The sequence below is a fragment of the Stenotrophomonas sp. 1278 genome, from assembly GCF_029892765.1.
GTDB classification, from domain to species: Bacteria; Pseudomonadota; Gammaproteobacteria; order Xanthomonadales; family Xanthomonadaceae; genus Stenotrophomonas; species Stenotrophomonas indicatrix.
Genome location: NZ_JARXWD010000023.1, coordinates 22,149 through 38,770 on the forward strand (window position 1 = coordinate 22,149; position 16,622 = coordinate 38,770).

Annotated in this window: 16 protein-coding genes and 1 tRNA gene; 10 read left to right on the top strand and 7 right to left on the bottom strand. The window is 67.9% G+C overall.

What is annotated here, in order from left to right; translation table 11 throughout:
• Positions 1-25 precede the first annotated feature (25 nt).
• Together M2299_RS16725 and M2299_RS16730 are read right to left on the bottom strand one after the other, a co-directional pair.
• Positions 26-811 (bottom strand): queuosine precursor transporter, encoded by a 786-nt coding sequence (locus M2299_RS16725; RefSeq protein WP_280884710.1) that lies wholly within the window; start codon positions 809-811, stop codon positions 26-28.
• Positions 808-1,491 (bottom strand): DUF502 domain-containing protein, encoded by a 684-nt coding sequence (locus M2299_RS16730; RefSeq protein WP_032975065.1) that lies wholly within the window; start codon positions 1,489-1,491, stop codon positions 808-810. The genes M2299_RS16725 and M2299_RS16730 overlap by 4 nt, the downstream gene beginning before the upstream one ends.
• 84 nt (positions 1,492-1,575) lie before the next feature.
• On the opposite strand from M2299_RS16730, the gene M2299_RS16735 reads away from it, so the two are divergent.
• On the top strand, positions 1,576-2,847 hold the full coding sequence (locus M2299_RS16735; RefSeq protein WP_280884711.1) for a hypothetical protein: 1,272 nt from the start codon (positions 1,576-1,578) through the stop codon (positions 2,845-2,847).
• A gap of 7 nt (positions 2,848-2,854) precedes the next feature.
• Here M2299_RS16735 and M2299_RS16740 read toward each other — a convergent pair whose 3' ends face one another.
• The 5 genes from M2299_RS16740 to trxA form a co-directional block, all read right to left on the bottom strand.
• On the bottom strand, positions 2,855-3,574 hold the full coding sequence (locus tag M2299_RS16740) for a hypothetical protein (RefSeq protein ID WP_280884712.1): 720 nt from the start codon (positions 3,572-3,574) through the stop codon (positions 2,855-2,857).
• Between the two features lie 53 nt (positions 3,575-3,627).
• Positions 3,628-4,080 carry a DUF4442 domain-containing protein gene (locus M2299_RS16745; protein WP_032975063.1) on the bottom strand — a complete coding sequence of 151 codons (453 nt, stop codon included), beginning with the start codon at positions 4,078-4,080 and terminating at the stop codon, positions 3,628-3,630.
• Positions 4,081-4,169: 89 nt separating this feature from the next.
• Positions 4,170-5,804, bottom strand: coding sequence for a CHASE2 domain-containing protein (locus M2299_RS16750; RefSeq protein ID WP_033831706.1), 1,635 nt, complete (start codon positions 5,802-5,804; stop codon positions 4,170-4,172).
• The gene (locus M2299_RS16755) at positions 5,801-7,501 is read right to left on the bottom strand and encodes a FecR domain-containing protein (protein ID WP_100436739.1); all 1,701 of its coding nucleotides are present in this window, start codon (positions 7,499-7,501) and stop codon (positions 5,801-5,803) included. Before M2299_RS16755 ends, M2299_RS16750 begins: the two co-directional genes overlap by 4 nt.
• A 107-nt stretch (positions 7,502-7,608) precedes the next feature.
• The gene (gene trxA / locus M2299_RS16760) at positions 7,609-8,466 is read right to left on the bottom strand and encodes a thioredoxin (RefSeq protein WP_032975060.1); all 858 of its coding nucleotides are present in this window, start codon (positions 8,464-8,466) and stop codon (positions 7,609-7,611) included.
• Between the two features lie 153 nt (positions 8,467-8,619).
• On the opposite strand from trxA, the gene M2299_RS16765 reads away from it, so the two are divergent.
• From M2299_RS16765 to M2299_RS16805, 9 genes are all read left to right on the top strand, one after another.
• Positions 8,620-9,228, top strand: coding sequence for a DUF998 domain-containing protein (locus M2299_RS16765; protein ID WP_033831703.1), 609 nt, complete (start codon positions 8,620-8,622; stop codon positions 9,226-9,228).
• Positions 9,229-9,333: 105 nt separating this feature from the next.
• Positions 9,334-11,973 (top strand): leucine--tRNA ligase, encoded by a 2,640-nt coding sequence (leuS, locus tag M2299_RS16770; protein ID WP_025879299.1) that lies wholly within the window; start codon positions 9,334-9,336, stop codon positions 11,971-11,973.
• 139 nt (positions 11,974-12,112) lie between these two features.
• Positions 12,113-12,688 carry an LPS assembly lipoprotein LptE gene (gene lptE / locus M2299_RS16775; protein WP_033831702.1) on the top strand — a complete coding sequence of 192 codons (576 nt, stop codon included), beginning with the start codon at positions 12,113-12,115 and terminating at the stop codon, positions 12,686-12,688.
• A 12-nt stretch (positions 12,689-12,700) separates the two neighbouring features.
• The gene (gene holA / locus M2299_RS16780; protein ID WP_059064761.1) at positions 12,701-13,738 is read left to right on the top strand and encodes a DNA polymerase III subunit delta; all 1,038 of its coding nucleotides are present in this window, start codon (positions 12,701-12,703) and stop codon (positions 13,736-13,738) included.
• Between the two features lie 3 nt (positions 13,739-13,741).
• Positions 13,742-14,407, top strand: a complete 666-nt coding sequence (nadD, locus tag M2299_RS16785) for a nicotinate-nucleotide adenylyltransferase (protein ID WP_025879296.1) — start codon at positions 13,742-13,744, stop codon at positions 14,405-14,407.
• A gap of 58 nt (positions 14,408-14,465) precedes the next feature.
• On the top strand, positions 14,466-14,879 hold the full coding sequence (gene rsfS / locus M2299_RS16790) for a ribosome silencing factor (RefSeq protein ID WP_025879295.1): 414 nt from the start codon (positions 14,466-14,468) through the stop codon (positions 14,877-14,879).
• A 63-nt stretch (positions 14,880-14,942) separates the two neighbouring features.
• The gene (gene rlmH / locus M2299_RS16795; protein ID WP_025879294.1) at positions 14,943-15,413 is read left to right on the top strand and encodes a 23S rRNA (pseudouridine(1915)-N(3))-methyltransferase RlmH; all 471 of its coding nucleotides are present in this window, start codon (positions 14,943-14,945) and stop codon (positions 15,411-15,413) included.
• A 22-nt stretch (positions 15,414-15,435) separates the two neighbouring features.
• Positions 15,436-15,512: transfer RNA gene (locus M2299_RS16800), tRNA-Asn, on the top strand.
• Between the two features lie 159 nt (positions 15,513-15,671).
• Complete coding sequence (locus M2299_RS16805) at positions 15,672-16,622, top strand: alpha/beta hydrolase (protein WP_280884713.1); 951 nt, start codon at positions 15,672-15,674, stop codon at positions 16,620-16,622.

Genomic DNA, 16,622 nt, shown 5'->3' on the forward strand with positions numbered 1-16,622 from the left:
AGTCAGCTTGCGCGTCGCTGGGGCTTCAGTCAGCCGCGGCCGCAGCGCGCAGGTCGGCGGCGCGGTGTTCGCCCAGATAGCGGGTGATTGCACGCCGCATCAGGTACAGCAACGGAATCAGGGCGATCGCAAAGCCCATCTTGTAGACGTAGTTGACGCTGCTCACTGCCAGGAACAGCGATGTCGGCCAGTGCTGCGGGCCAAGCACGAAGGCGATCCAGATCACAACGAAGCTGTCCACCAGCTGCGAGACCGCGGTGGAACCCGTTGCACGCATCCATACATGGCGCTCGCCGGTTGCCTGGCGGATGCGGTGGAACACCGCCACGTCGATCAACTGGCCGAACAGGAACGCCACCAGGGAACCGGCGATGGTCCACATGCCCTGTCCGAACACCGCCGCGAACGCGGCCTGGTAATCGGGCACGCCGTGGGCATCCATCGAGGTCACCCACCAGCTGGCCGGTGCCAGCGAGATCGCCGCGAAGGCGAACAGGAAACCGTAGGCGATCAGCACCACCGCCAGCCACGAGATGAAACGCACCCCGCGCTTGCCGAAGAATTCGTTGATGGTGTCGGTCATGATGAACACCACCGGCCACAGCAGCGTGCCGGCGGTGAAGCTCAACGAGCCGGTCTGGCCGAACAGGTTCCAGTTCAGCGGGTCGATGCCGAGGGTGTCTTCCAGGGCGAAGATCTTCACCCCGATCAGTTCGGCCAGCACCGCGTTGCCGCAGAAGAACGCAGCCAGCACGATGAACAGCAGGACCGCGCGGTCCTGCAGCGGGCGCGCGTGCGACGCCTCGCTCATTCGGAACGATCGCCGGCGCGGGTGAACGGAACGCTGGCTGGTGCCACTGCACCGCCGGAAATGATGAAGCTCATTGCCTGGTCCACCGTCCAGTCGGTCGGGGTGAGCAGTTCGACAGGCACGATCTCCAGATAACCCGAGGTCGGGTTCGGCGTGGTCGGCACATAGACGGCCGCCAGTTCGCGGTCGGTGCCCTGTTCCTTGATGACCCGGGTGACCAGGCCCACCGACTTCATGTCGCGGTGCGGGAAGTCGATCAGCACCACGCGCTGGGTACTGCCCGGTTCGGTCTGCAGCATGTCCAGCAGCTTCTTGGCGCTGTCATAGATGATGCTGGCCAGCGGAATGCGCTTGATGACCGCGCCGACCCAGCGCAGCAGGCGCTGGCCGACCACGCGGCGGCTGGCCACGCCCACCGCCAGGATCACCAGCAGGGTGGCCAGCAGGGCAATGGTGTTCTGGATCCATTCGGCGCGGACCCAGCCGAGGTAATGCGGGAAGCTGGTCGCGATCTGTTCGGACAGTGGCACCACCAGCGGGCTGGAGATGCCCGACAGCAGCACGAACACGAATTTGACCACCACCCAGGTCAGCCAGATCGGCAACAGGGTCAGCAGGCCGGTCAGGAACAGGCGCTGCAGGGAGGGACGGGGAACCAGGGCGGGGGCATCGAGCGACATGCGCGCATTGTAGCGGTCGCGGCCGCTCGTTTACGCTGCCCGTTGGCGGCGCTGGCCATGCAGGGAAGGGATGCTGTGTTGAGGATGCTGCGGTGGTTGGGTTGGGCAATGCTGGGTCTGCTGGTGATCGCCATCGCGGCATGGCTGCTGTCGAGGTTCTGGCCGTTGTCGGCCGCCCAGCGGCAGGATGTCCGCCTGCTTGAAGCCGCGCATCGCAGCGAGGGCAGGAACGGCTTCGCCCTGCTGTGGACGCTGCCCTTCGATGGGCTGGACCTGGCCCAGCGTGAGGCGGCATTGGCCGAAGATCTGCAGCGCTGGCAGACGGCGCCCGCGCAGGCGTCGCAAGCGTCGGTGCTGGCCGCCAGGCACGCACCGTTGAATCCGGGCCGCTCAGGTCGTTGTGCAGTCGGGCCGGTCGGCTGCCTGGCCCAGGTACGCGCTGATCCGCAGCGCTTCGCTGACGCCCACGCGGGGCATGCCGACCTGCACGAGCGACTGGCCCGGATGGCGGACTACGATCGCTTCGATTCCCCGTTCAGGCCCAGCGGAAGCGAGCTGCTGCCTCTGCCGGCCTACGCGCCGCTGCTGGATGGGGCCAGTGCACAGGCATTGGCCTATCTGCAGGGCGATGTCGCCGGTGCCATCGAGGGCAGCTGCAGCGCGGTGCGGTTTGGTCGGCGGTTGATGCGGACCGGCAGTACGCTGGTGGACAGCATGATGGGCGCCGCCGTGGTGCGGACCCATGCCGCACTGCTTGGCGAGATGCTGGTCGAGCAATCGCCGGATTACGCGCTGCCCGTCCCCTGCGAGGCGGCGCTGCAGCCACTGGACGCGAACGAGCAGAGCCTGTGCCAGGCGATGCAGGGCGAATTCGCGATGAACAAGGCGGCGGTGGAAGCGTCCACGCAGACAGCAGGCAGCCGTCTGCTGCTGGATCGCGACCACACCCTGGCCCGGATCGCCGGCAATTTCGGCTGGGCATGCCGGCCTGCTGCCGCCACGGCGCTGGCGGCCGACGTCCCGCTCCCTGTGTCGCCACCACTCGGATGGGATGTGCGCTGCATGGCCAATCCGCTGGGATGCACGTTGAGCGACATCGCCGGGCCGCACTATGCGCCGTACGCGGCGCGCAGCCAGGATACGGCGGCGATGATCCGCCTGCTCGGCGCGCAGCGCTGGCTGCGGCTGCAGCCCGGGCCCGCCGGCGAGGCGCTGGCGCGGTTGCCGGCGCAATGGCGTTCGCACGCCCGCACGCCCGAGGTATCTGCCGATGGCCGCTACCTGCAGCTGCTGCGGCGCGGACCTGCGCGCGAAGGCGAAGGCCCGCATCTGTCGATGCCGTTGCGGGCGGATTGACCCGCGCTCAGCTGCCGTCGCCGAGCGGATTGAACGCCCAGCCATCACCGACGCTGTCCAGCGTCCAGTGCTTGCGGTCACGCAGGGTCTGCCAGCGCACCTGTTCCTTGTCGTCCTGCATGCTGCCTTCGGTCAGCTTCACCTTGCCGGTGGAGTAGTTCACGCTGAGGCCCTCGGTCTGCCCGGAATTGCGCATCATCGTGTCGCGGTCGTAGCCGATCAGCGCGAAGTTGCCTTCCTGCCAGCGGAACGTGAACGTGGTGGTGCCCATCGACCAGCTGCCCGCGCTGGAGAACGAGTACAACCCAACCCGCAGTGCGCCGCGCTGGATCGACACGCCGGTGCCTTCGGCCAGCGCATCGCTGAGCACGGGCGAGTCCGGCCGTGGAATGAGCGTGTGGTTCTGCGCGGCCAGCACGTAACCGTACGGTCGCGCGAAGGCGATGGCGAGGATGCGCGGGTTGCTGTCATACGGCGAAGGGCCAAACCCATCGTGCTCGATGATGTTGCGCGGGTCCTGCTGGCGCAGCACCAGCGCGAGGTCTGCGCGCCCGTCCTGGTCGAGGTCGCCTTCGATCCTGTATTCCAGCGTCCAGCCGGCAGGTACGAAACCCTCGGCCGTGGCGGCGTGCGCGGGCACGGCGGGATAGCGCACCGGCGGCACGTCCAGTGCAGTGGCGGCGAAGGGCAGGGCGGTCAGTGCCGCAGCAAGGAAGAAAAGGCGCATTGCAGCCTCCATGGCAGGGCTGCAGAGGATAGCCGGGCGTCAGCCGGCCCGCTTTACCGTGCGTGTGGCTTCAGGCGCACATAGACCTGCTTGCGTACCTGCGCAACCACCTCGCCGGCTTCGTCGACCACGTCGTTGCTGAACCAGCGCAGCACTTTTTCGCCACCAGCCGCCGCCGTGCGCAGTTCATCCAGCAGTGCATCGTCGATGCGGAAAGACGTGCGCACCGTTCCACGACCGGGCTTGAGGAAATCGATCGCACCGGCGCGATCCCAGACGTAATAGTCGCGGCCCAGGGTGTGCATCAGGCCCAGCATCCAGAACGGATCGGTCATCGCAAACAGGCTGCCACCGAAGTGGGTGCCGACGTAGTTGCGGTTCCAGGGGCGCAGGCGCAGTTCCACGTCGATCTGCCGGTAGTCCGGGGTGATCCGGGTGACATGGATGCCGGTGAACAGGAACGGTGGCCACAGGTTGATGCCGAAGCGGAACGTGCTGGCTTTCATGCGGGAACCGGGCAGGGGACGGGGCGCCCAGTCTAACCATTCGCATGCGTATGTTGTAGCCCGCAGCGCCCCGACAGGCCTGCCGGGCGTTACGGTCCGGGCGTGCCGCCGTCGATCACGTAGCCGTCGCGGCCATTGTCCTTGGCCCGGTACAGCGCGTTGTCGGCGCCTTCGACGAAATGATGCGGTTGCAGGTCGCCGTCAGGCACACGGGTATAGACGCCGATGGTCAGGGTGACGCCTGTGTCGCTGCCATCGCCGGGCGGCGGCAGGGCGCGGATGCAGGAGATCAGGTCTTCGATCACCTGCCGCGCGCCTTCAACCGGGGTGTCGGGCAACACCAGTGCGAACTCGTCGCCGCCGTAGCGGGCAGCCATGTCACGGGGGCGCCGGGCATGCGCCTGGATCAGGCGGGCCACTTCGCACAGCACGCGATCGCCGACCTGGTGGCCATGACGATCGTTGTGGTGCTTGAAGTGGTCGACGTCGATCAGGGCCAGGGTCAGTGGCTTGCCACTGCGGCGTGCCGCATCGCATTCCTGTTGCAGCGACTGTTCGAAGCGCAGGCGGTTGCCCAGTCCGGTCAGCGCATCACGGTTGGCCTGGCGGTGCCAGGAGGCGATGCGCCAGGTCGCCCACGCCGTCAGCACCAGCACGACGCCGAGCAGAGCGCTGGCCGGCGCCCACCAGAGGCTGCCGGTGCGCAGCAGCAGCCAGCTCAGCAGCGGCGCGGCCGGCAGCGAGCACAGCGCAACTACCCAGGGCAGGCGCAGCCCGAGCAGCAGCACGCACATGGCCACCAGCAGGCCGGCCAGGGCGTCCTGCCAGGCGCGGGGCAACACGTTGATCTGCTTGTCCTGCAGCAGCATCGAGGCGATGTTGGCCTGGTACTCGCTGCCGCTCATCCAGTATTCGCGGGTGGTGGGGGTCAACAGGCGGAGGGCGATGCCGCTGGCCGTCATGCCCACCACGATGCGCCTGCCACGCAGCATCGAGGCATCCACGCGCCCTTCCAGCACATCGGCGTAGGACACCTGCGGCAAGCGTTCCGGTGGCCCGGCATAACGCACGCGTACGTAATCATTGCGGCGCCATTGATAGGGCGAGTCCAGCGCCGGGTCGGGGTCGGGCAGGCCCTGTGCGCGTTGCGGCGGCAGGCCGGTCAACGCCAGGCCGAGTGCCGGCCAGTGCGCTTGGCCGATGCCGGCGTGCAGGTAGGCCCCGCGGGCGACACCATCGCCGTCGACTTCAACGTCGCTGTGGCCGATGGCGGCAGCGCTGGCGGCAATCAGCGGGATCGGCAGCATCTCCTCGGCCATGCGGTCGCCGGCGGCCGGCGCGGCCAGCACCGGCAGCACCACACGGCCGTTGCGACGGATCGCCGCTGCCAGCTCGGCATCCTGGCGCGCATCGCGACGGTCGGGCTCGGACAGCATGAGGTCCAGCGCGACGCGCTCGGCACCGGCGTCGGTCAAGCGGTCCAGCAGGCGGGCATGCATCGAGCGCGGCCACGGCCACTGGCCCAGCCGCTGCAGGCTGCCTTCGTCGATGGCCACGATCAGCACGCTGGGGTCGGGGCGGTAATCCCAGCTGCCGACCATCAGGTCGTACGCGCTTTCGTCCTGCCGCCACAGCCACTGGCCATGGCTGACCACCGCCGTCGCTACGCCCGCCAGCAGGGCCAGCAGGATCCGTCGCGACCACGGCAGCGGCGAGCGCCTCACAGCAACAGCCACAGCAGCAGGGCACCACCGCTGGCGCCGTAGCACAGGCGACACGGCAGCTTGACCTGCTGGGCGGGCGAGAACGGGCCAGCATGGCCGTCGTCATCGATGTACTGCACGCGGATGTGCAGCGTGCCGCGCCACGGGCGCTTGAAACTGACCTGCGGTTGGTCGACGGTAGTATCGAGCAGCGGCGCGCTGAAGTCGCCGCGGCGATCGACCTGCACGCGGTAGCGCTGCCCGTCGCTTCCCGCCTGCCAGCGCAGGGTCAGCTCGCCATCGGTGGCTTCGGGCGGCTGCAGTGCCGGGTCTACCGGTTCATCGGTCAGTTGCAGCGTCAGTGCCTGGCCGTAGCGACCCTGGTGGCCCTGGTCATCACGCGAAGCGACCCGCCAGTAGTACTGGCCGGGAGGCAGCGGCTGGCCCAGGCGCAGGTCGGTGCCGCCGGTGCTCTGCTCGCGCAGCGGCTGCAGGAACTGCGGCTCGTCGGCCACCTGCAGCACGCTGCTGCTGGCCCCGGGCGCCTGGCTCCAGTGGAAGCGGGGACGGTCGCTGTTGACCGCCTGTCCCTGCAGCGGGGAAATGGTCAGCGGCGGAGGCGGCTGGTCGTCGAGGACGAAATCCTCGCTGGCATCCAGGCCTTCCACACCCTGTGCATCCACCGCCCGCAGCAGCAGGCGCAGCGTTCCTGGCGGCAGCTCGCCGATCAGCAGCCGGGTGTCGGCGGTGTCGGCGGCAAACAACAGGATTTCCGGGGTGGCGGCCTGCACGACTTCCACACGGTAGTGATCGGCGCCGGTCACCGGCTCCCACGCGAGCTGGGCCGGCAGGGCCCCCAGACGGGTCGCATCGGCACGCAGGCGCGGTGCCGGCAGCAAACCGGAAACCGCTTCGGGCGCCGTTCCGCTGCCGGCGCTGCGGCTGGCTTGGCCGGGGTGCACCAGACGCTGGCCATGCGGGTTGCCGACCTGCACTTTGCCCTCCAGTACCTCAGTGGCACCGGCATGGGCATCATCGCCGGCGCTGACCCGGAACACGGTGCCGCGCACGCTGCTGGTGGCCGTAGGGGCATCGATGATGTAGCGCGAGGCCGGCCCGCGCGCAGGGGTGACCCGGTTGCTGGCGCGCCCCTGCTGCAGGCGCAGGCGGGTATCGACCATGCCGGTGCGGCCATAGCGGCTGAGCTGGTCCAGGCGCAGGCGTGAGTATTCGCGCAGCTGCAAGCGCGACGCATCGGCGAACTCAAGGGTGATGCTGGAATCGGCCTTGGTCTGGATCGCGTCGCCGATGTGCAGCTGTTCGCCTGCGCGCACGGCGCGGCTGCTGCTGCCATCGGCCGCGCTCAGTTCAACCTGCCCACGCACGGCCAGTACCCGCGCCGGGGCGGGCTCAACGCGCAGCCAGCCGATCGGGAAGCGCAGCAGTTCACCCGGCGGCAGCCGGTACGGGTTGTCGATGCGGTTGTGCTGCTGCAGCTGCTGCCAGCCGATGCTGGGCTTGAGGTAGGCCGCGCCGAGATCCCACAGGGTATCGCCGGGGCGGACCCGGTAGTTCCAGTCCTGCGCGCCGGCGAGCGCCGGCCACAGGCAGAGGGCACACAGCAGTGTGCGCAGGAAATACTTGATGAAAGACGACGAGCGGCCAACGGTCACGGATAGCTGTCCCGGCAAAGCGGGGGCGCAGCAGCAAGACCCCATGGCCCCGACCTCATCCCCCCGAACGGATCGTGGCGGCCCTGGGGGCCACCATCGCGGGCATTATTGCCCGCGTTCAGTGCAGGGATTCTGAACGATGCCGGTGCCGTTCAGAACAGCAGGGAGGCCATCCGGCGCCGCGAACGGCCGACCAGGTCTTCATCGGCGATGACGTTGAACGCATCGATCAGGGCCTTGCGCGGCAGTCCTTCCTGGAAACTGCGGTCGATCCGCAGCATCTCCAGGAACTGTTCCAGCGCAGCTTCGTCCTCGCCGGCCAGCAGCAGCTGCACACCCCGCAGGTGGCGTGCCTGCAGATCCTTGCCGTCGGCGGCGATGCGCGCATCCAGCTCCTCGGCGGGCGGGGCATCCTTCAGCGCGGCGGCGAAGGAGAGCCGGGCGCGGCCACGCACGGCGCGGTCATCGGTGGCCAGGTTGGCGGGCAGGGCATCGATCAGGGTAGCGGCCTCGTCCACGCCGCCGACCTGCAGCAGCGCCAGGGCCAGGTCGAGCTTCAGCTCATCCTTGTCCGGCTCGGCGGCGATCTGCGCGCGCAGCACGTCGACCTGCGCCTGCGGGTCCAGCGGCGCTTCGTCTTCGGCGATGGTGTCGCCGACATCAGCCGGCACAACGCCGTGCTGGGCCAGGAATTCGCGCAGCTGGCCTTCCGGCAGGGCGCCGGGGAAGCCGTCCACCAGCTGCCCACCCTTGACCAGGAACACGGTGGGCACCGAACGGATCTGGAAGGCCGCCGCGATCTGCTGTTCCTTGTCCACGTCGACCTTGGCCAGCTCGAACGCGCCGTTGTATTCGCCGGCCAGCTTCTCCAGCATCGGGCCGAGGGTCTTGCACGGCTCGCACCAGGTCGCCCAGAAATCCACCAGGACCGGCGTCTGCAGCGACTTCTGCAGCACTTCCGCCTCGAAGGTGGCAGTGGTGGCATCGAATACGTAGGTCGTCTCGGTCATGGGGCATCGTTCGGCATCTGGAGACCGATTCTATGGTGACGAACCTTGCCGGTCTCAACCCTGCGGTCACGCCCACCATGAAATCGCGGACGGCTTGGCGCAGGTGCCGGCTGCCGTGACAATGGCCTGATGTTCTCCTGAAGAGTGGCTGCAATGTCCGTGGTTCGGCTGGATCGTTGGGTAGGCATGCTCGCCGCAGCCCTGTTCGTGCTGTCGGTGGCCGGCTTCGGTGCGGCCCTGCCGGACTATTCGCAGGCGATGCATCCGGTGACCTGGCTGGGCGCGCACGGCATCCCCCATGCGCTGGGCTTCAACCTGCTGGGCCTGGTGCTGCCGGGTGCACTGGCGGTGGTCGTGGCCGAGCGCCTGCGCCGGCAGCTGCCGGTGGACGCCGCATGGACGGCACGCGTGGGCAGCCAGATGCTGCTGCTGGCCGGTCTCGCCTTCATCGCGATGGGCCTGCTGCCGCTGGATTTTGAAGACCAGATGGGCATGCAGGGCCCTGCCAGCAAGCTGCACGCCAGCGTGTGGATGGTCTGGGCACTGGCCTTTGTCGCCGGCAGCGTGATGCTGGGCGCGGCACGGCTGCGGCATTCCGGCGGGCGCAGGCTGGGCCTGCTGACGCTGGCCTGCGGAATCGGTGCCGGCCTGCTGGCGTTCGGCCTGCCGGGGGTACTGCCGGCGGCGCTGGCGCAGCGGTTGGCCTTTGCCTGCTGGGCGCTCTGGCTGGCCCTGGCCCTGCCTCTGTCGCGCGGGCGCTGAGACGCTTCCCGCAGCCGCGCCGCGCGCCCGTCCGGCAGGCAGGATTGGAGCCATTTGCCGCACTGCGGTACGCTGTACCGCTTTGCCGCCGCAACCGCGTGTTACATGACCAGCGTCGAACCCAACGTTTACGATCCGCAGCAGGTTGAATCCGCCGCCCAGCAGTACTGGGATGCTACCCGTGCCTTCGAGGTCGATGAAGCCTCGGACAAGCCGAAGTACTACTGCCTGTCGATGCTTCCGTATCCGTCCGGTGCGCTGCACATGGGCCACGTGCGCAACTACACGATCGGCGACGTGATCAGCCGCTACAAGCGCATGACCGGCCACAACGTCCTGCAGCCGATGGGCTGGGACGCGTTCGGCCTGCCAGCGGAAAACGCCGCGATCAAGAACAAGACCGCGCCGGCCGCCTGGACCTACAAGAACATCGACCACATGCGCAGCCAGCTGAAGTCGCTGGGCTATGCCATCGACTGGTCGCGCGAGTTCGCCACCTGCCGCCCGGACTATTACGTCCACGAGCAGCGCATGTTCACCCGCCTGATGCGCAAGGGCCTGGCCTACCGCCGCAACGCGGTGGTGAACTGGGACCCGGTCGACCAGACCGTGCTGGCCAACGAACAGGTCATCGACGGCCGTGGCTGGCGCTCCGGCGCGTTGGTGGAAAAGCGTGAGATCCCGCAGTGGTTCCTGCGCATCACCGACTACGCCCAGGAACTGCTGGACGGCCTGGATGAACTGGACGGCTGGCCGGACTCGGTCAAGACCATGCAGCGCAACTGGATCGGTCGTTCCGAAGGCCTGGAAATCCAGTTCGATGTGCGCGACGTCGATGGCGCCGCACTGGATCCGCTGCGCGTGTTCACCACCCGCCCGGATACCGTGATGGGCGTGACCTTCGTGTCGATCGCCGGCGAACACCCGCTGGCGCTGCATGCCGCGAAGAACAATCCGGAACTGGCTGCGCTGCTGTCGGAAATGAAGCAGGGCGGCGTGTCCGAGGCCGAGCTGGAGACCCAGGAAAAGCGCGGCATGGATACCGGCCTGCGCGCCGTGCATCCGGTTACTGGCGCCCAGGTGCCGGTGTGGGTCGCCAACTTCGTGCTGATGGGCTATGGCACCGGCGCGGTGATGGCCGTACCGGGCCACGACCAGCGCGACAATGAATTCGCCAACAAGTACAACCTGCCGATCCGCCAGGTCATCGCGCTGAAGTCGCTGCGCAAGGACGAGAGCGCCTACGACGCGACGCGCTGGCAGGACTGGTACGGCGACAAGACCCGCGAGACCGAACTGGTCAACTCCGACGAGTTCGACGGCCTGGACTTCCAGGGCGCCTTCGAAGCGCTGGCCGAGCGTTTCGAGCGCAAGGCCCAGGGCCAGCGCCGGGTGAACTACCGTCTGCGCGACTGGGGCGTGAGCCGCCAGCGCTACTGGGGTTGCCCGATCCCGGTGATCTACTGCGACAAGTGTGGCGCGGTGCCGGTGCCGGAAGACCAGCTGCCGGTGGTGCTGCCTGAAGACGTCAACTTCGTCGGCACCGGTTCGCCGATCAAGGCCGATCCGGAATGGCGCAAGACCACCTGCCCGGACTGCGGCGGCGCGGCCGAGCGTGAGACCGACACCTTCGACACCTTCATGGAGTCGAGCTGGTACTACGCCCGCTACACCTCGCCGGGCGCCCGCGATGCGGTCGACAAGCGTGGCAACTACTGGCTGCCGGTGGACCAGTACATCGGTGGCATCGAGCACGCGATCCTGCACTTGATGTATTTCCGCTTCTACCACAAGCTGCTGCGCGACGCGCGGATGGTGGACAGCAACGAGCCGGCGCGGAACCTGCTGTGCCAGGGCATGGTGATCGCCGAGACCTACTACCGCCCGAACCCGGACGGCTCGAAGGACTGGATCAACCCGGCCGATGTGGAAGTACAGCGCGACGAGCGCGGCCGCATCACCGGCGCCACCCTGATCGCCGATGGTCAGCCGGTAGTGGTCGGTGGTACCGAGAAGATGTCCAAGTCGAAGAACAACGGCGTGGACCCGCAGGCGATGGTCGGCAAGTACGGCGCCGACACCGTGCGCCTGTTCTCGATGTTCGCTGCACCGCCGGAACAGTCGCTGGAATGGAACGAAGCCGGCGTGGACGGCATGGCCCGTTTCCTGCGCCGCCTGTGGGCACAGGTGCAGAAGCACGCTGCCGACGGCGCCGCACCGGCGCTGGACGCGGCTGCACTGGATGCCAGCCAGAAGGCCCTGCGCCGCAAGACCCACGAGACCATCGGCAAGGTCGGTGACGACTACGGCCGTCGTCACAGCTTCAACACCGCCATTGCCGCGGTGATGGAGCTGATGAACGCGCTGGCCAAGTTCGAGGATGGCAGCGAGCAGGGGCGCGCCGTGCGCCAGGAAGCGCTGCAGGCCATCGTGCTGCTGCTCAACCCGATCACCCCGCACGCCAGCCACGCCCTGTGGCAGGTGCTGGGCCATGGCGAAACGCTGCTGGAAGACCAGCCGTTCCCGCAGGCCGACAGCAGTGCGCTGGTTCGCGACGCGCTGACCCTGGCCGTGCAGGTCAATGGCAAGCTGCGCGGCACGATCGAGGTCGCCGCCGATGCCGCGCGCGAACAGGTTGAAGCGCTGGCGCTGGCCGAGCCGAACGCGGCCAAGTTCCTGGAAGGCCTGACGGTGCGCAAGATCATCATCGTCCCCGGCAAGATCGTGAACATCGTCGCTGCCTGATGTACCTGGCACCGGCCGCCATCGTGGCGGTCGGTGCGTTGTCGCCACGCCGGGCACGCCCGGCCGATGGCCCTGCGTTCACGCGGCCTCGGGCACCCTGTCTGTTGCCGTGATCGCCCGGCTCCGCCAGACTGTCTCCATGACCCGAATCCTGCTTGCCCTCGTTCTCGTCCTCGGCCTCGCCGGCTGCGGTTTCCACCTGCGCAACAAGCTGATGCTGCCGACCGACACGGCGCCGGTGAAGGTGGTCTCCACCGCGCCCTACAGCGAGTTGGTCAAGCTGTTGAACCGCAGCCTGCTGGCATCCGGTGCGCGCTTGGCCGATGAGGACAGCGAGGGCCCCAATGCCCAGCTGCAGGTGCTGTCCGAACGCTGGGGCGACCTGCCCATCGCGATCGACTCGCAGGGCCGCGCGCAGGAATACAGCCTGCGCTATGCGGTGATCTTCATCTTCCGCCGCGAAGACGGCAGCGAGCTGGTGCCGCAGCAGGTGATCGAACTGTCGCGCGACTACGTGTCGCCGCCGACCGACGCCACCGGTACCACCACCGAGCGCGAGATCCTGGCCGATGAACTGCGCCGGGAAATGTCGGCCTCGATCATCCGCCGCATCGACAGCGTGGTCCGCGCCGAACTGGAAAAGGGCGGCAGCCTGTCGGCGCCGAAACCGGTCGAGCACGATCCGGTCGAGCCCGCACCCGCCGTCCAGCACTGAGCCGGGCGCCTGATGGAACTGCGACCGGAACAGCTGGCCGGGCAGGGCGCTGACACGGCGCTGGCGCCGGTCTACCTGATCGCCGGTCCGGAAACGCTGCGTGTGCTGGAGGCAGCTGATGCCGTGCGTGCCCGTGCACGTGCGGCCGGCATCGACGAGCGCGAAGTGTTCGATGCCGATGGCCGTGATTTCGACTGGAACCAGCTCGACGCCAGCTTCAATGCCCCCAGCCTGTTCAGTGCCCGCCGCCTGGTGGAAGTGCGCCTGCCCAGCGGCAAGCCGGGCAAGGACGGCGGTGAGGTGATCAGCCGGTTCTGCGCCAACCCGGCGCCGGACGTGATCCTGATGATCACCGCCAACGAATGGAGCAAGGCCCACCAGGGCAAATGGGCCGAGGCGGTGAACCGCGTCGGCGTGCTGTCGGTGGCCTGGGCCATCAAGCCGCATGAGCTGTCGGACTGGATCGAACGGCGCCTGCGCAGCAGGGGCCTGCGCGCCGAACCGGCGGCCGTGCAGCGCTTGGCCGAACGCGTGGAAGGCAACCTGCTGGCGGCTGCGCAGGAGATCGACAAGCTCGTATTGCTGGCCGACGGCCAGACCCTGGACGTGGAACGGATGGAGTCGCTGGTGGCCGATGCTGCCCGCTACGACGTGTTCCGGCTGGTGGAAGCCACCTTCTCCGGCCAGCCCCAGGCGGTACTGAGGATGCTGGCCGGGTTGCGCGGCGAAGGCGAGGCCGTGGCCGCGCTGATGCCGATCGTGATCCGCGAGCTGTTGGCCGGTGCCGGCCTGGCACGGGTACAGGCACGTGGCGGCAATCTAGCGGCGGAGATGAAATCCCGCGGTATCTGGGAATCGCGGCAGGCGCCCTACAAGCGCGCGCTGCAGCGGCACCCGGAAGGCAAGCGCTGGGAGCGTTTCGTGGCCGAAGCAGGGCTGGTTGACCGCATCGCCAAGGGCCGCGCAGACGGCGATGCCTGGCTTGCGCTTGAGCGCCTGCTGGTGGCGGTGGCCGAAGCGCGTGCGGTGCGCCTGCTCGCCCGGGCCTGATCCATGAGCCTTCGGATCTATTACGGGGGCACCTTCGACCCGGTGCATCTGGGCCATCTGGCAATCGCGCGCGCCGCGCGCGATGAACTGCAGGTGGCGGTGCGCATGCTGCCTGCCGCCGACCCGCCGCATCGCGCGGTACCGGGCGCGACCGCCGAGCAACGCTGCACCATGCTCGGCCTGGCCATCGGCGATGAACCGGGCCTGCTGCTGGACCGTCATGAGCTGGATCGGGCCGAGCGCTTCCCTGGCCGACCTTCCTATACCGTCGATACCCTGCGCGAATTGCGGGCCGAACTTGGCCCCAGCCGCCCGCTGGCGTGGCTGGTGGGGGCCGACAGCCTGCTGGGCCTGCCCAGCTGGCACGAGTGGCAGGCGCTTTTCGGTCTGGCCCATTTCATCGTTGCCGAGCGGCCCGGCAGCCCGCTGCGGGCCAGTGTCGACGGCGCGCTGGGTCAGGCCACCGAGGGGCGCTGGGCCGACAACGAGCAGGCCCTGTTCACCAGCCCGGCCGGCCGCATCCTGCGCCTGCACCACCCGCTGCGGGTGGAATCGGCCAGTGCCGTGCGCGCCCAGATCGCCGCGGGCGGCCCCTGGCGGGCCATGCTGGCACCGGCGGTGGCCGACTACGTTTCTGGCCATGGCCTGTACCGCCCCGCCACCTCGTGAATACGGTTGCCGCGCTGTGCCCGTATAATCGCCCCCACGTTTATCGAGTCGACCCGCTTTGAGCAACCAGACCCAGCCCCAGACCATCAAGGTCGATCTGCCCAGCCCGCCGCCCTCCGTGCCGGAACTGCTGGCCAGCGTCCGTCAAGCCACCGAAGACCTGAAGGCCAAGGACCCGGTCGAGATCGACGTACGCGGCAAGTCCAGCGTCGCCGACTACATGGTGGTCGTATCGGGTACTTCGACCCGCCATGTGAAGTCCATCGCCGACGAAGTCGTGCGCTTCGCCAAGAACATCGACGTCATGCCGCTGGGTGTTGAAGGCGAGCGTGAAGCCGAATGGGTGCTGGTCGACCTGGGCGACGTCATCGTGCACGTGATGCTGCCGCGCGTGCGCGAGTTCTACGCGCTCGAGCGCCTGTGGACCGTTGGCGACCAGCCGCCGTCCTACGATGACGACGAAGTGGCCTGAGCCATTCGTTGATGCAGTTTTCGACGGCGCCGATGGCGCCGTCGACGTTTTGGAGGAATGTTGATGAAAGCCCGCCTGATCGCCACCGGCGAACGCGCGCCCAGTTGGGTGGCGCAGGGGTTCGCCGAGTACCAGAAGCGGCTCTCGCACTGGCTGCCGTTCGAGCTGGTGGAGATCGAGCCCGGCCTGCGTGGCAAAGGGCGCGACGCACGTCGCGCCACCGAGGACGAGGGCAAGCGGGTGATCGCTGCGTTGCCGAAGAATGCCTATGTCGTTGCACTGGACGTACCGGGCCGCCAGCTCAGTTCCGAACAGCTGGCGCAGCGCCTGGAGCACTGGCGTGGACAGGGCAGGGACCTGGCGTTCCTGATCGGTGGCCCGGAAGGGCATTCGCCGGAAGTGTCTGCGCTGGCCGACGAAAAGTGGTCGATCGGCCCGCTGACGCTGCCGCACATGCTGGTGCGGCTGGTGGTGGCCGAGCAGTTGTATCGCGCTGCTGCGATGTTGGCCAATCACCCCTACCATCGCGCGTGAAGAGTCGTTATACTGGCGGTCTGCCCGAATAGCTCAGCCGGTTAGAGCACTTGACTGTTAATCAGGGGGTCGTTGGTTCGAGTCCAACTTCGGGCGCCACATTCAAGAGGCCTGCATCGCAAGATGCAGGCCTTTTTTGTGGTGTCGCGCCGTGCAGTCGCGTGCGGCGGTGGATCCACGCCATGCGTGGATGCATCGCGCGCGATCTTTCGAGCGGACTCGACTCTACACTGCAGGTCCATCACGTGGATGTTGACGATGCGCGCTCGCTTTGCATTTCGCCTGCTGATGGTCCTGCTGCCATTTACCGCATCGGCCGCCGCGCCTGTCACCTGGCACCCGCCAGCCGGTACCACCGAACTCCCTCTGTGGCCGGATGGGCAGGTGATGGCGCCACCGAAGCTGAAAGGCCGCGAGCAGGTCAGCGAAACCGTGTCCAAGGCCAGTGGCGAGCGCTGGATGATGTTGCAGAACGTGGCCGTGCCCACGCTCAGCGTGTTCCCGGCGAAAGGCTCGCCCAACGGCACGGCAGTGATGGTGATACCGGGTGGTGGCTACAACGTGCTGGCGATCGACCTGGAAGGCAGCGAGATCTGCGATTGGCTGACCGCGCAGGGCGTCACCTGCGCACTGCTGAAGTATCGCGTACCGGCGTCGGGACCGAACTGGGATCGCGAATGCAACTGCCGCGACATTCCGGCCGTGCCGATGGCCTTGCAGGATGCGCAGCGGGCAATGGGCCTGCTGCGTGCGCAGGCCGCGCGCTGGAAGATCGATCCACAACGGTTGGGCGTGATCGGCTTCTCGGCCGGCGGCCATGTGGTGGCCGGGTTGAGCACGCATGCGCAGCGCAGCTATGCACCGCTGGATGCGGCCGATGTGCAGTCCAGCCGGCCGGATTTCGCGATGCTGCTGTATCCAGGGCATCTCTGGGTACGCAAGGATGATTCGCTGGAAAAAGACATCGTGGTCGATGCAAAGGCGCCGCCGACGTTCATCGTGCAGGCCGCCGATGACCCGATGGACGATGTCCGTCACGCATTGGTCTATCACCGCGCACTGATCGGGGCCGGCGTGCCGGTTGAAATGCATCTGTTCGCGCACGGCGGCCACGCGTTCGGCCTGCGCCTGAAGGATGCGCCGGTGTCGGCATGGCCCAGCCTGGCAGAACGCTGGATGCATGACATCGGCATGCTGACGAAGCACTAG

Bases quoted from the DNA above. Each gene is read 5' to 3' on its own strand.
- M2299_RS16725 (WP_280884710.1), bottom strand. From the start codon at position 811: ATGAGCGAGGCGTCGCACGCGCGCCCGCTGCAGGACCGCGCGGTCCTG.
- M2299_RS16730 (WP_032975065.1), bottom strand. From the start codon at position 1,491: ATGTCGCTCGATGCCCCCGCCCTGGTTCCCCGTCCCTCCCTGCAGCGC.
- M2299_RS16735 (WP_280884711.1), top strand. From the start codon at position 1,576: ATGCTGCGGTGGTTGGGTTGGGCAATGCTGGGTCTGCTGGTGATCGCC.
- M2299_RS16740 (WP_280884712.1), bottom strand. From the start codon at position 3,574: ATGCGCCTTTTCTTCCTTGCTGCGGCACTGACCGCCCTGCCCTTCGCC.
- M2299_RS16745 (WP_032975063.1), bottom strand. From the start codon at position 4,080: ATGAAAGCCAGCACGTTCCGCTTCGGCATCAACCTGTGGCCACCGTTC.
- M2299_RS16755 (WP_100436739.1), bottom strand. From the start codon at position 7,501: ATGGGGTCTTGCTGCTGCGCCCCCGCTTTGCCGGGACAGCTATCCGTG.
- trxA (WP_032975060.1), bottom strand. From the start codon at position 8,466: ATGACCGAGACGACCTACGTATTCGATGCCACCACTGCCACCTTCGAG.
- M2299_RS16765 (WP_033831703.1), top strand. From the start codon at position 8,620: ATGTCCGTGGTTCGGCTGGATCGTTGGGTAGGCATGCTCGCCGCAGCC.
- leuS (WP_025879299.1), top strand. From the start codon at position 9,334: ATGACCAGCGTCGAACCCAACGTTTACGATCCGCAGCAGGTTGAATCC.
- lptE (WP_033831702.1), top strand. From the start codon at position 12,113: ATGACCCGAATCCTGCTTGCCCTCGTTCTCGTCCTCGGCCTCGCCGGC.
- holA (WP_059064761.1), top strand. From the start codon at position 12,701: ATGGAACTGCGACCGGAACAGCTGGCCGGGCAGGGCGCTGACACGGCG.
- nadD (WP_025879296.1), top strand. From the start codon at position 13,742: ATGAGCCTTCGGATCTATTACGGGGGCACCTTCGACCCGGTGCATCTG.
- rlmH (WP_025879294.1), top strand. From the start codon at position 14,943: ATGAAAGCCCGCCTGATCGCCACCGGCGAACGCGCGCCCAGTTGGGTG.
- M2299_RS16805 (WP_280884713.1), top strand. From the start codon at position 15,672: ATGCGCGCTCGCTTTGCATTTCGCCTGCTGATGGTCCTGCTGCCATTT.